The 13615-nt window shown below is 41.3% G+C and carries 12 protein-coding genes; 5 read left to right on the top strand and 7 right to left on the bottom strand.

Features of this window, described 5'->3' with window-relative positions:
• Positions 1-7: 7 nt before the first annotated feature.
• Complete coding sequence (locus tag ACU0NF_RS09340) at positions 8-391, bottom strand: YbaN family protein (protein WP_131384255.1); 384 nt, start codon at positions 389-391, stop codon at positions 8-10.
• Positions 392-487: 96 nt separating this feature from the next.
• Here ACU0NF_RS09340 and ACU0NF_RS09335 point away from each other — a divergent pair, with 96 nt between their 5' ends.
• The 3 genes from ACU0NF_RS09335 (at position 488) to dapE (ending at position 2901) form a co-directional block, all read left to right on the top strand.
• Entirely contained in the window at positions 488-1357 is an 870-nt protein-coding gene (locus tag ACU0NF_RS09335; protein ID WP_445660927.1) for a DUF1853 family protein, read from the top strand.
• 126 nt (positions 1358-1483) lie between these two features.
• A complete protein-coding gene (locus tag ACU0NF_RS09330; RefSeq protein ID WP_067723819.1) occupies positions 1484-1633 on the top strand; it encodes an entericidin A/B family lipoprotein in 150 nt (49 codons plus the stop codon).
• Between the two features lie 131 nt (positions 1634-1764).
• Positions 1765-2901, top strand: a complete 1137-nt coding sequence (gene dapE / locus ACU0NF_RS09325; protein WP_131384251.1) for a succinyl-diaminopimelate desuccinylase — start codon at positions 1765-1767, stop codon at positions 2899-2901.
• A gap of 71 nt (positions 2902-2972) precedes the next feature.
• On the opposite strand, the gene ACU0NF_RS09320 is transcribed toward dapE, so the two are convergent.
• From ACU0NF_RS09320 to pilG, 6 genes are all read right to left on the bottom strand, one after another.
• Positions 2973-3431: a hypothetical protein gene (locus ACU0NF_RS09320; RefSeq protein ID WP_445660926.1), complete on the bottom strand. Its 459-nt coding sequence runs from the start codon at positions 3429-3431 to the stop codon at positions 2973-2975.
• Positions 3432-3435: 4 nt separating this feature from the next.
• Positions 3436-7884, bottom strand: coding sequence for an Hpt domain-containing protein (locus ACU0NF_RS09315; RefSeq protein ID WP_445660925.1), 4449 nt, complete (start codon positions 7882-7884; stop codon positions 3436-3438).
• Between the two features lie 175 nt (positions 7885-8059).
• Entirely contained in the window at positions 8060-10132 is a 2073-nt protein-coding gene (locus ACU0NF_RS09310) for a methyl-accepting chemotaxis protein (RefSeq protein ID WP_445660924.1), read from the bottom strand.
• 45 nt (positions 10133-10177) lie between these two features.
• Complete coding sequence (locus tag ACU0NF_RS09305; RefSeq protein WP_131318597.1) at positions 10178-10714, bottom strand: chemotaxis protein CheW; 537 nt, start codon at positions 10712-10714, stop codon at positions 10178-10180.
• 5 nt (positions 10715-10719) lie between these two features.
• On the bottom strand, positions 10720-11088 hold the full coding sequence (locus ACU0NF_RS09300; protein ID WP_067723813.1) for a response regulator: 369 nt from the start codon (positions 11086-11088) through the stop codon (positions 10720-10722).
• A gap of 21 nt (positions 11089-11109) precedes the next feature.
• Complete coding sequence (gene pilG, locus ACU0NF_RS09295) at positions 11110-11493, bottom strand: twitching motility response regulator PilG (protein ID WP_067723812.1); 384 nt, start codon at positions 11491-11493, stop codon at positions 11110-11112.
• A 280-nt stretch (positions 11494-11773) separates the two neighbouring features.
• Here pilG and ACU0NF_RS09290 point away from each other — a divergent pair, with 280 nt between their 5' ends.
• On the top strand, positions 11774-12415 hold the full coding sequence (locus tag ACU0NF_RS09290; protein WP_445660923.1) for a hypothetical protein: 642 nt from the start codon (positions 11774-11776) through the stop codon (positions 12413-12415).
• A gap of 60 nt (positions 12416-12475) precedes the next feature.
• Positions 12476-13603 (top strand): efflux RND transporter periplasmic adaptor subunit, encoded by a 1128-nt coding sequence (locus ACU0NF_RS09285; protein WP_445660922.1) that lies wholly within the window; start codon positions 12476-12478, stop codon positions 13601-13603.
• Positions 13604-13615 lie beyond the last annotated feature (12 nt).

The following is a 13615-nucleotide window of genomic DNA, read 5'->3' as shown; positions in this document are numbered from 1 at the left end:
AGGGCTATTACTCTGCTTCTTTGATCGGTTCAGCCGAAGGTTCAGGACGCAACCACAGCCAGATTGCAACCGAAAGCATGGTCAAGTCGGTAAATACTTTGACCAGCAACGGCGCATTGGTAAACAGCATAATGATAGCGCTGATCAGCATCATGATACTGGCGAACCATTTCGCTTTACGCGGTACAGTACCGTTTTCACGCCATGATCGCAAGGTGGCCCCATATTTGGGATGATTGAGTAACCAGGCATCCATTTGCGGCCAACCTTTTGAGGCAGCCCAAGCGGCTAAAATAAGAAATACTGTTGTTGGCATACCCGGTAAAAGTGCTCCGATAAAGCCCAGGATGACAAAAATCACCACTAAACTTCGCCAAAACAACATCTTCATAGCACTGCCCTATACAACTAATTGCGGTAGTATAAAGTGTTTTTGCATATTATCCGTTGTAATTCTGCACTTTTTAATTTATCGCTGGGTGTTTCTATGTTTGCTTTAAATCAAGGGTCTGAGCTTGATGAACCTTGGCTTCAATTTAAAAATTTACTGGTTCGGCAACTGGCATTTTGTGTAGCCAGCCCGAATATTTTAGCCGCTATTCCAGCAGAACTGGTACTGAAGCATTCTTTTCAATTACATGGCAATGAAAGCTGGGCAAGACATTTTCAGAATTATCATTCAAGACTGCTTTATTTAGATCAACATCCTCAAGAACTAGAAACCTTTTTACAACAGCTAAAAAGTACTCGTTTAGGTCTACGTTTTGAAATGTTTATCTGGTTTTGGCTGCTCGATCAAAACTATCATTCTTATCAATTACTCGGTCACAGCATTCAAAAAATCGCCGGACCTAAAACCCTGGGCGAACTCGATTTTCTATTACTCAATACCGAGACCCATAAAATTGAACATTGGGAAGTGGCTTTAAAATATTATTTGGCAGAGCGGGATTTTTCTTTAGCCTGTTGGTATGGCCTAAACCGTAGCGACACCTTGCTTCGAAAATTAAATCACTTTAGCCAAAAACAGTTTCAGTTTGAAGATGCGCTGGAATATAAAATTGAAAGTCGTTTTACCGTATTAAAAGGTCAACTCTATCTTCCTGTTGCTCATACCCAACAAGTCATTCCGGCTTGGGTCAATCTCAAACGGCGTTTAGGCTATTGGGGTAGTCAGATCCCAGATAAAACAGCTGCATATTATCGTCTGGATCGGCAAGAATGGATCTGCCCGGCATCCCATCTAAGTAGTGAAACGGCGCATTGGTGGACCAATGGTTTATATCTGCAAAAAGGTCAAAACAATTTCTATATGTACAGACATGCACCACTGCTTTCTCAGCATTCTACTCACTAACTTTATGAGAAAAGTCTATCTTTATAACAATTGATTACTTTTCTACCATCAAAAACTCATATTTTTTATATCATCTATTATTTAACCTAAACTCACATCAAAATAATGAATTACCTGGAGATGATGATGAAAAAAATTCTAGCGACTTCCCTTATTATGGCATTTGTATTAACTGGTTGTAATACTTTTAAAGGCATGGGTAAAGATGTATCCAAAGCCGGAGATGCCGTAACCAATACTGCTGAAAAAACTTCTGACGAAATCCGCAAAAACTAATTCGTTTTTAGTGCATATGAAACCCTATCCTAGATAGGGTTTTTTTATGGCAATTTTATCGCAGTCGTTCACATTCCAGGGCATATTCGCCTATTATAGTGCTGACAAATTTATCGACTGATGAAAATCGCATGACCTCTTCCGCTACCCTTGATTTAAGCCTGCAACTGTTACGTCAGCCTTCTGTAACACCAATCGATCATAACTGCCAGAACATTATGGCGGATCGTTTAGAAAAAATTGGCTTCAACATTGAACCGATGCGTTTCGAAGATGTCGATAATTTATGGGCACGTAAAGGCACTGAAGCACCGGTTTTATGTTTTGCAGGTCATACTGATGTGGTTCCAACAGGCAGTTTAAACGACTGGAACTCCGATCCGTTTGTACCGGAAATTCGTGATGGCAAGCTCTACGGTCGTGGCAGTGCAGACATGAAAACAGCACTTGCAGCCATGGTGGTCGCATCTGAACGCTTCGTCGCAAAACACCCCAATCATAAAGGCTCAATCGCGTTCCTTATTACCTCTGATGAAGAAGGTCCGTCGATTAACGGCACAGTAAAGGTCGTAGAAGCTTTAGAAGCACGTAATGAGAAGATGACCTGGTGTCTGGTCGGCGAGCCATCAAGCACCCATCAGCTCGGTGACATTGTTAAAAATGGTCGTCGTGGTTCGTTAAATGCCAACTTAACTGTTAAAGGCAAACAGGGACATGTTGCCTACCCTCACCTTGCGATTAATCCCATTCATACCGCATCTAAAGCATTGGCTGAACTTTGCGATACCGTTTGGGACAATGGCAATGAATACTTCCCGGCAACGTCTTTCCAAATTTCAAATATTAATGCCGGTACTGGAGCAACCAATGTTGTTCCGGGCACAATGAACTTGCTGTTTAACTTCCGCTATTCAACTGAAGTTACAGCAGAACAACTCAAGGCACGCACCTTAGAAATTCTGGATCGCCATGGCGTGGACTATGATATTTCATGGACATTATCAGGCTTACCATTCCTGACTCCAGTCGGCGAACTGGTCAATGCTGCAAAAAATGCGATTCGCAATGTAACCGGTATTGAAACTGAATTATCGACCAGTGGCGGTACTTCAGATGGTCGTTTTATTGCCCCGACTGGTGCACAGGTACTTGAGTTAGGTGTTTTAAATGCCAGCATTCATCAAATTGACGAACATGTAAATGTGGCAGATCTGGAGCCACTTGCTGAAATTTATGAACAGATTTTAGAAGGCTTATTGGCCAACTAAGACGCCAATCCATAAAAAAAGGAACTTTAAAAAGTTCCTTTTTTTTACTCATATTTGAGCTTATATTTAAATTACAATCCTAAAGAAGATTGAATTTGCGCCAGATTAGGAATATGAAAAACCTGATCCGCCATGCGTACATATTGGAATACAGCCGGATCATCTAAAGCCTGTTCTTCATCGACCACTTCAGAAATACGTAAACGAATGGTTTTTGGCATCTGATTGCACATCAGGGCAAAACGTTGGCTTATGTCATCACCTTCAATCACCAAAGCCACCCCTTCTTTCTGTTGCGGATTATTCACCGCATACACAGGCAGCTTGAGTTCATGCCACTCCACAAATGGAACCTGCGTAGTACTGTCCAGTGCAGACAAGACGATATTTTGCGGCAACAACATCGCCTCTTTGCCATGACAATCGATAATATACGCATCGATAAACCCGGTCGACACGGTAATAAGGTGATGCAGCTCCTGTTGTGTCATTTGATTCACAGCAGAGTTTGAAACGCTATTTTGGCTCATTTATTTACCCCTCGCTGGTCTCTAACAGGTTTTCAACATTGCTTAACAATTCTGCTTCCTGGAACGGTTTACCCATATAGTGGCTGACACCCAGGCTGAATGCACGCTCACGGTGTTTCTCACCGGTTCTTGAAGTAATCATGATAATTGGTAAATCTCGATGCACTTCATGATGACGAACCAGATTGGTCACTTCAAACCCGTCCATACGCGGCATTTCAATATCCAGCAGCATCAAGTCCGGTTTGACATTTTCAAGTTGTTCCATCGCATCGACGCCATCTTTAGCCGTCACGATGTCATAACCCTGACGCTCAAGTAAACGTGATGTCACCTTACGTACAGTAACCGAGTCATCCACAATCATAATTAAACGACGTGCATTGTTATGACGGGACAGATCACGCTGATCTGACAGATGCTTAATGCGCTGCGTGGTCTGAATTTGTCGGGCAATGTTTTGTCCATCCAGAATCAGACAGACTTGACCATCACCTAAAATGGTCGCTCCGGCAACCACACCCACACTTGAGAATTGCTGGCCAATCGGTTTCACCACAATTTGCGCACGCGAACCAATCAACTGGTCAACCAGTAACGCAATGGTTTGACCACTATTGCCTTTAATCAACAGTACTGGTAAAGAATGAGCAATATTACTTAAACGCGGTAAGGGCTGGTTTGAAACGAACTCGGATAAGTAACGCAGTTTATAATTGGTGTTGTCAATTTTAAACAAGTCATCTTTACTGTTGAAATACTCTTCCAAGGTAGACGGTGCAATTCGGACAATACGGTCAATTTGTGCCAATGAAATTGCAAATTGCTGATCACCTGCTTTCACCATCAAGGCATCACTTACCGCTACCGTGGTTGGTACGCGAATGGTAAAGGTTGTACCCTTGCCCAGTTCTGAATCTACAGAGACATGACCGCCCAGTGCTTTAATTTCACTTTGCACCACATCCAGGCCTACGCCACGACCGGAAATCTGGGTAATTTCTTTTGCCGTACTGAATCCAGGATGGAAAATCAGTTGCAGGATTTCCTGTTTGTCGAGGAATTGATCCGTCTTGATTAAACCCAGGTTTAATGCCTTTTCTTTAATCTTGGATTCATCAATCCCTTTACCATCATCACTGAACGAGACCAGTACATCTGTACCTTGACTGCTGATATTTAAGACAATTCGTCCTACTTCAGGCTTCTGTACTTCGCGTCGTAATTCAGCATCTTCCAGACCATGGTCAATTGCGTTACGAAGCATATGTTCAAATGGCGTCACCAAACGCTCAAGAATGGTACGGTCCAATTCACCTTCAGTGTTTTGAACAATCAACTCTGCTGGACGGTTCAAGGTGGACGAGGTTTGACGTACGATACGCTGTAAACGCGGCAACAGGCGATCAAATGGCACCAGACGCGTACGCATCAAGCTTTCTTGAATCTCGGCCTGAATACGTGATTGTTGTAACAGTAAGCCTTCTGTATCACGAATCTTTTCGGACAAAGTCGTTTTAAAGTCCACCAGGTCAGATGCAGATTCCGCCAACGATTTTGACAACTGGTTCAAAGATGAATATTGGTCCATCTCTAATGGGTCAAAATCGGCATAACGCGAATTTTCAGAACCATGTTTTGCGATAATTTGTGACTCTAGCTCACCTTCCATTCGACGTAACTGATCAGCTAAACGCTTCATCGCCAGTTCCATCTCATTCAAGGTATTACCGAGCTGGCCCAAGTCCATTTCGATACGCGAACGGTTAATTGAATTTTCACCAGACAAGTCGATCATCTTCTCTACCAAGTCGGCAGAAATACGGATCATTTCATTGCTGTTGTCTTGTTGCGAACTTAAATCCCATTCACCCAGCATTGCAGGCGGTTCAGTACCATCACCCTGCACAAATTCAAAAGTTTTCGGTGTAGATAATAGATCGGATTGAGTCACACGATTTGGTAATTGAGCGGTGACATCAACAAAGCCAATCGACTCTAAACTTAATTTCAGACTATCAAAATTACTGTAATCACGTTCGAAGATAGCCTGTTTTAACCATGCAAAGGTGGTCTGTAATAATAAGTCGTAAACATTTGAATTAAAATGATGGACTGCGAACTGCTCGAAAGTGGTTTCCAGTTGATAGGAAATGGCAGCCACAGGTTCATTTTCAATCATACGCGCACCACCTTTCAGACTGTGGGCAGCACGTTGTAATTGAAGCAATAAGCTACGGTCGCTTCGTTGATCAAACCATTGTTTCAATAAATTATGAGTAGATTCTAAAATTTCTTCCGCTTCTTCCAGGAAGGTTTCTTCTGCAATTAAGCGAATACTATCCTCGGGATCTTCAACAGATTCAACTTTTTGTGAAACAGCTTCTGGTTCTGTTTCAATCTCTGGAGCAAATGTCTCACTTGCTGGTTCTGCTAATTCATGGACGTCACGTTCCGCTGAAGTATCTTCAACTGCAACATTCTCAACTGCAACGGTTTCAAGCACAGCCGCACTTGCAAACTTGCCTTGCGCAATCTCTTGGATATGATGCAAAATCTGAATCGATTCAGCACCAGAGTAATCAATATTATCTTCACGAATGATTTGAATTCGATCTGATACGTCATCTTGGACTAAACGAATAATACTAATCAGTTGTGGCGTAACCGTGATTTGTTGACGGATCACGCGCTCATAAATTGACTCTAATTCATGCGAAATCAAGCCAATATGCGTTGCTTGAATCATATTTGCGCCCCCTTTCAAGGTATGCAAATAACGCATTAAATTATTCAGTGCGGTGGTATTGGCTGGATCTTTCGTCCAAGTATTCAAATCTTGGTCAATACCGCCCAATAATTCTTCAGCTTCTTCCAGGAAAATACCGAGTAAATCCGCATCGAAATCACTGTTTGCATCCGCTGCATGCATTTGAGCACGATCAGAGCGCATTCTTTGTGAAATCTGTGCCAGATCAACTGTCGTAGATGCTGTAGGTATTGTTGTCACTGGTAATTCATCAATGACAGGTTCAGCATCGTCTTCAGCATCATCAAACTGTTCAAGGTCTTGCTGAACAAAGGCAGAAAGATCACTCAATATTTTCTGGACGTCATCGCTTAATATGACACGCTGCCCTGCAGCCAAGGTATCAAACAAATGAATGAATTCCTGGTGTGCCTGCGCAAACAGCTCATAGGCATAATCAATATTGAGCAATTCTGGCTTTAATACCAGCGCCTCATAACTTGATTTCAATTCACTGGTAAATTGGTGGATGCCCGCTGCAGCACGGTTATCGGTATGATCTAATAACTGTTGCGCCTGTTCACTTAAAGCTTGGATATATTCAGGATATTCAACTTTGGCCCGTTTTTCAAATTCGAATTCAGTGTCTAATAACAAATCAATATTTAATGCGATCAGCTTGGAAACCAGACCTTGAGGATTAACCTCTTCATCTATTTCAGCTGAAGTAAAGCCATAGTTATTCCAGGCATTATTAAAGGTTTCATAAATCGCATCAAGTTTCTGCATTTCACCTTGTCTAAGCGTATGCAAATAATCACGCACAAATTCGGCATACTGAATCAGCAAAGCCGTTTGCTTAGAAGTCGAAACAATTTCTTCTTGTAATAAGGTTTTAAATAAGTTTTCTGCCTTGGTACTGGCTTCAAAAATCTGCTCGATATGAGCCATTGATGAACTGCCACGCAAGGTATGTAAAGCACGAATCAGCGCATTATAATCCTGTTTATTTTCATGCTCACTCTGCAAGAACTGATCAATCGTTGCCAAATGCTCTTCAGCTTCTTCAATAAAGATGGCAACCGTTTCTTCGATATCATTATGAGTTTCATTAGCTTCTATGTCTGTTTCTGCTTCAAGATCTACGGCTGTGTCTGGTTGAGTTGATCCATCATCATTCAACTCTAAACCGGTAACACCATCTTCAGTCGTTAAAGTTGTAGAAAGCGCCAGTAATTCTTCCAGAGCAGGTTCTAAACTTAATTTTTGCTGTATTTGCTGACCCAGCAAAACCAGCGGACGCAAATCAATATCAGCCAGCTGAACAGTTTTAAAAATTGGATATAATTTATATTGATAAATTTTGAATACGGTTTGAGCGAAGCGTTGAACCGTTGCATCTAATGATATTGCACCTGAAATAACACGATTCAAAGTGTCTTCAACAGCCCAAGCCACTTCACCGGCAGATTTCGCCCCCACCATGCGTCCAGAGCCTTTAAGCGTATGAAAATGACGGCGAATCGTGGTCAAAATTTCCTGGTCGTTGGGATTTTCGAACCAAATTGTAAATAAAGTATTTAATTCAACGAAGATTTCCTCGATTTCTTCAACAAAAATTTCTAGAATTTCTGCATCTTGATCAAGATAACTATCTTCAGGAAGCGTAGTCGTTTCAACTAAATTTTTTAATATTTCTTTCATAGCTTAGGCTTCTTACGTTTATCTGCCACCAAGAAGGGCGCTCAAACTTAATTGTCACCATCACGCGAGACCTAACTTTTTGAGCTTAAGTTCATCTTGTCGATGCTTTATCTGTGATTTATTGATGCACCTTACCCGAAAGTAAGGCACATCACCGCAAAGCTTCCCTATTACCTTAATCAGGTAATTTAAAGTCCGTTACAGATTCACGTAACGATTCGGCCATATTTGCCAATTCAGATACTGAACGTGCGGTATCAAAGGTTGCCGTTGTGGTTTGCGAGGTAATTTCCTGTACAACATTCATCGTGGTTGCAATATGACCTGCAGACGCAGACTGCAGTTTTGCAGCATCCGAAATGTTGGCAATCAATTTCGCCAAGTTGGTCGATACGTTTTGAATTTCATCCAGTGCCACACCCGCATCTTTAGACAAGTTCGCACCACGTACAACCTCGGATGTTGTTTGTTCCATCGAGATTACAGCTTCGTTAGTATCTGTCTGAATGGTTTTTACCAAGCCTTCAATCTGTTTGGTTGCAGATGCTGAACGTTCCGCAAGACGCTGTACCTCATCGGCTACCACGGCGAAACCACGACCTGCCTCACCCGCCATCGACGCCTGAATGGCTGCGTTTAATGCCAAGATGTTGGTTTGGTCGGCAATATCGTTAATCAAGGCAACGATGTTACCAATTTCCTGAGAAGATTCACCCAGACGTTTAATACGTTTTGAGGTTTCCTGAATCTGCTCACGAATCATGTCCATCCCTTCAATTGAACGGTGTACGACATCTGCACCATTGGCAGCAATTTGTACTGAACGCTCCGCAACGACTGCAGATTCCGTTGCATTTGAAGATACCTGGTCAATCGACACGGCCATTTCATTAATTGCGGCAGATGCACCGGCAATTTCTTGTGCCTGATGTTCAGATGCTTCGGCAAGCTGATTGGTAATACCCTGCGTATTGGCAGTATATTGCGCAACTTCTTGAGAAGTTTCGGTAATACGCGATACCAAGTCACGTAATTGGTCAATCGCGAAGTTAATCGAGTCGGCAATCGCACCGGTAAAATCTTCCGATACCGTTGCATATGAACGTAAGTCACCATCTGCCAAGTCGGCGATCTCGTCCAGTAAACGTAAAATCGCATTCTGGTTACGGTCATACTCTTCTTGCAGGCTTGTTACACGTTGCTTATCTGACAGACCACGTAAACCCAGTAGTTTGAATACACACACCAAGAAGCCTGTTAAAAGCAAAATTAACAGTAAGGCTGGAATTGCAGTTGCTAAGCCTGAACCACTAGAGAGTTTATTCAGGCTGGCTAACAATTCGTCTGATTGTGCAAAAATTGAAGATGAGGCTTGACGTACTTTTACAATTTGCGTTGAGTTTTTAAGAATGGTCGCAGATGCTGATTTCAATACATCATCATATTCCGCTTTAATGCCTTCTAATGACTCGCGTAAAGCCGGATCAGAAAGACGCTCTACACCCAGTTCACTACTACCATTTAACTGTGCTTCAAGATAAGAACCAAATGTTTCCGTATCGGCACTAAAGTCGTCTGCTGACTCACGAGAGTTATCACTACCCGTCAATACCGAGCTGATTGAACGTAAAATACGTTCTGCAATGAATACCTGGTTTTTCGCAATAACCACCTGGTTACTTGGCATATCCTGACGTGCCATTTGGTCAACCATCAAGTTATATTCGGCCTGAATTCCAGGAATCGTTTCACTAATGGCAATATTGGTATCATAAAGCTGGTTAATGATTTTCTGTTGAGAAGAAATTAAATCAATACCGTCTGATACTGTGTTCCATTGCTTTTCAACTTCATCCAGTGCAGCAGTATGCGCATGAATATCTTTTACTGTTTCAAGGTTTTCTGCAAAACCTTTTTGAGATTCAATTAACTTATCAATAGATTCTTTGGTACCCGATGCCGTTGCTTCAGTTGCCTGACGGGAAATTGTCTGTGACAAAAGACGTAAATCACCCAAACTGCGGGTTAATTCGTTATTACGCGGCACACTATAGAACAAGTACAATAAAACCAGAATTGCGAAAACTAAACAGCCAAACGCACCATAGATAAATGGTTTGGACTTCTCACTGTCACCAAATACACGTGATAATTGATCAGTTTGTGATTGAATCTTTGCCAATAAAGCATTACCAACCTTGCGGTTGCTGCCTTCACTTGTATTTTTCTTTTTAAGTTTAAAGCCCATCCAGCTTCTCCCCGACTTTCGCCATCATTCTTCAGCGCGCGACTATTAGTTTATAAATTTTATAGATGCGTTCATGTATTTTGGGTTTTGCAATAAACGACTAAATAAGAAAACATGCCAGTGTTGATTATGTTGATTAAAATATCCCTGACAATATTCTTGTAAATGGTTGTCTAATTCACTGTGTTTAGAAAAGAAACTTTTCTTGTTAAAGTGTTGAATCCCCAAAACTTGATCTACAACTAAACCGACATAATGGTCATTATGACTAATACACAATACTTTTTGAGTAGGTGAAAACTGACTTCGATGCCCAGAAATATATTGAGCCAAATCAGCCACTGAAAGTAACCGCCCCCGAATATTTGCCAAACCCATGACCCAAGATTGAGTATTTGGAACTGGCGTATATTTAGGTGGATAGATCACTTCAGATACTTCACCTAAAGGGGCAACAAAATATTGCCCCATCATCTCAAAAGCAATGCCTGACCATCGGTTTACTTCATTTTCAGTGGTAACGTAGTTTTTGTTGCCACGTTTAGCCAGCCGAAGTAATTCGATAAATCCATTAGCTGCCATAGAGCTTATCCTGCATTGAGGTGTTGTTTAATCACATCAATTAATTGTTTTTCGTCTACAGGTTTTGTTAAATAATCACTTGCCCCTTGACGTTTCCCCCAAACTCGGTCAGTTGCTTGATCTTTGGTACTAACAATCACAATTGGAATGTGCTTTGTCGTAGCACCACGTGCAATTTGACGTGTTGCTTGGAAACCATTTACCCCAGGCATTACCACATCCATTAACACAAGATCCGGTAACTCTGCTTGTGCCATTGTGACACCATCAGCACCATTCGCCGCTTCAATGACATCGAAGCCATGTTTCGTTAAAATCTCTTTAAAACGAAATGTTTCTGTTGGTGAATCATCAACAATAAGGATACGTGACATGCTTGTCCCCAAAAAATAAATTTATGCTGTTACGTGATTACGGATTGCGTTTAACAATTCATCTTTACTAAAAGGTTTAGTTAAATATTCATCTGAACCGACGACACGGCCTTTGGCCTGATCAAATAAGCCATCTTTACTTGACAGCATAATGACCGGGATATTTTGATAATTCTGAGAATTTTTAATCAGTGCACAGGTTTGATAACCATCCAGACGCGGCATCATAATATCGACGAACACGATATCCGGATTTGCTTCAGCAATTTTTGCCAATGCCTCAAAACCATCTACTGCGGTTACGACTTCACACCCTTCACGCTGGAGTAATGTCTCTGCTGTACGACGAATGGTTTTTGAATCATCAATCACCATGACTTTTAGATTTTGGAATTTATCGTCCATTTAATGACCCTTCCCATTTTTAGAATGTACAAACAATTTGAGCAGAAAGTTTGATTACAAGTTACGAACATTTTTAACATATCTTTACTTGCGTTTTCAATGAACATTTTCTGCACGAAGACTCATTTTTTTATATTTTCAATAACAGCTTCACACTTTCCTTCGACCAATGATTTTTTTTTAACGACAGAGATGTTTTTTATTGATGATTTTAAGTCTAATATAGCATTTTTATTACTTAAAAATAAGTAATTTAGTCAACTTTAAATCGGGGGTTACAATGCAAAGTCAGTTTAAACAAAAACTTGCTTTCATTGCGCAAAAAAAAATGACTAGAAAATTCATATTTCTTTTTTTGATGTTTTTTCAATCGATCGTTGTTTTTGCCGAAACTCCGCCTAAAGCCACATGGTATCGTTACTATGACAGCAAAGGCATTGCCAATATCAGTAGCAATGTAACCCCAAATCACATTCGCCATGGCTATGAAGCCTTGGACCAGAATATGCAAGTGATTCAGCGTAACCGTGCCTATAACACTGAAGCCGATATAAAAAAAGCACCCTTACGTGCCGCACTAGCCAGACAAAATGCAGCAGACTTAAAACTTAAAACGGCGTATACCAACAGTCAGGTGGCTGCAAGCAAACGCGATAACGCCTTGATGCACATTAAAAAACAAATCGCCTTTCAACAAGACCAGCTTAAACAGCTGCAAAATGATCGGATCTATTTTAAACGTCAGCAAATTGAACATTTACGTAAAGCGGAAAACATTCCGACTACTTTAAAAAACAGTCTCGATAACAACCAAAAAAATATTGAGCTAAAAAAAGAAAATATTCAATCGTTACAAATGCACTATCGAAATACACAGCTAGAATACGACAGAATCATCGCTCGTTTAAAAGCTCTTGAATAAATTGCATTTGTTATGACATGGGCTTAATTTATGCAGTAATAAATAAAAGGATTAGTGTGCATGCTATTTGGACAGCGAATAAAAATAACGAAATTAAGCCAGCACAAGCAATATTTAACCTGTAGTACCCTCTGTTTGAGTCTACTGCTTGGTGCTTGTCAAAAAGATGAAATCGAAGCACCGGCTGAAACTACAAAAAAATTTGAATTAATCCAACAGGATCTGGTTTTAGTCAAGAGTGGCGTTTCTGTTGCCAAAACAGCATTTACCGGTACACTTCGTGCAGTGAATCAAAGCAGCATACAGGCCCAAGTGACCGCGACTGCAACGGCTGTCAATGCGCAAGTGGGACAAGCCGTATCAAAAGGTCAGGTTTTAGTTCGCTTAAATAATCAGGATAATGCTGCACGTCTTGCGCAAGCTCAGGCCAATCTTAGCTCGACTCAGGCACAAGCCACTTTGGCTAAAAACATGATGCAGCGAAAAAGTCGCCTGCTGAGTCAGGGTTTTATTTCCAAAGTCGAATATGAACAGGCAGCGGTTGATTATCAGGCGCAACTTGAAAATGTGCGCGCACAACAGGCCAACGTCAATATTGCTCAAAAAGCCGATCGTGATGGAACCATTTTAAGTCCTATCTCAGGTGTCATCACCAAACGTGAGGTTGAATCCGGGCAAACAGTGGCTGCGGGTCAAACCCTATTTGAAATCGTCGATCCTGATCATTTAGAAATACAAGCCAAATTGCCGAGTGACATGCAAGCCGCTTTAAAAGTCGGTCAAAGAATTGAATATACCATCCAGGGTAATCCTGCCCAACTTACCGCGGTATTGACCCGGATCTCTCCAATTGCCGATCCTGCGAGCCGTCAAATTGAATTCTTTGCCAGACCGAATGAAACCATTAACTCACTCAGTATCGGTTCTTTTGTCGAAGGCAGTATTCTTTCCTCTACCCAAATTAACGGCCAGTTGATTCCACTGGATGTGATCCAGAATCTGAAAGAAAAGCCTTATGTGTGGGCCATTCGCCAGAAAAAAATCGAAAAAATAAATCTGGTGATTTTAGAACAGCGTTATCGTGACAATTTAGCCGTGGTTCAAGGACTGCAACCCGGTGACCTGATCAGCCGGATTAAATTTAATGACCAAGACCTTCATCAAGAAGTCATAATCACTCAAAAATAAAAATAAGCACAG

Source organism: Acinetobacter sp. F16 (assembly GCF_052712855.1).
The sequence above is the reverse complement of the archived record's forward strand: the minus strand, read 5'-3'. Positions and strand labels throughout refer to the sequence as shown.

Bases quoted from the DNA above. Each gene is read 5' to 3' on its own strand.
- ACU0NF_RS09340 (WP_131384255.1), bottom strand. From the start codon at position 391: ATGAAGATGTTGTTTTGGCGAAGTTTAGTGGTGATTTTTGTCATCCTG.
- ACU0NF_RS09335 (WP_445660927.1), top strand. From the start codon at position 488: ATGTTTGCTTTAAATCAAGGGTCTGAGCTTGATGAACCTTGGCTTCAA.
- ACU0NF_RS09330 (WP_067723819.1), top strand. From the start codon at position 1,484: ATGAAAAAAATTCTAGCGACTTCCCTTATTATGGCATTTGTATTAACT.
- dapE (WP_131384251.1), top strand. From the start codon at position 1,765: ATGACCTCTTCCGCTACCCTTGATTTAAGCCTGCAACTGTTACGTCAG.
- ACU0NF_RS09320 (WP_445660926.1), bottom strand. From the start codon at position 3,431: ATGAGCCAAAATAGCGTTTCAAACTCTGCTGTGAATCAAATGACACAA.
- ACU0NF_RS09315 (WP_445660925.1), bottom strand. From the start codon at position 7,884: ATGAAAGAAATATTAAAAAATTTAGTTGAAACGACTACGCTTCCTGAA.
- ACU0NF_RS09310 (WP_445660924.1), bottom strand. From the start codon at position 10,132: ATGGGCTTTAAACTTAAAAAGAAAAATACAAGTGAAGGCAGCAACCGC.
- ACU0NF_RS09305 (WP_131318597.1), bottom strand. From the start codon at position 10,714: ATGGCAGCTAATGGATTTATCGAATTACTTCGGCTGGCTAAACGTGGC.
- ACU0NF_RS09300 (WP_067723813.1), bottom strand. From the start codon at position 11,088: ATGTCACGTATCCTTATTGTTGATGATTCACCAACAGAAACATTTCGT.
- pilG (WP_067723812.1), bottom strand. From the start codon at position 11,493: ATGGACGATAAATTCCAAAATCTAAAAGTCATGGTGATTGATGATTCA.
- ACU0NF_RS09290 (WP_445660923.1), top strand. From the start codon at position 11,774: ATGCAAAGTCAGTTTAAACAAAAACTTGCTTTCATTGCGCAAAAAAAA.
- ACU0NF_RS09285 (WP_445660922.1), top strand. From the start codon at position 12,476: ATGCTATTTGGACAGCGAATAAAAATAACGAAATTAAGCCAGCACAAG.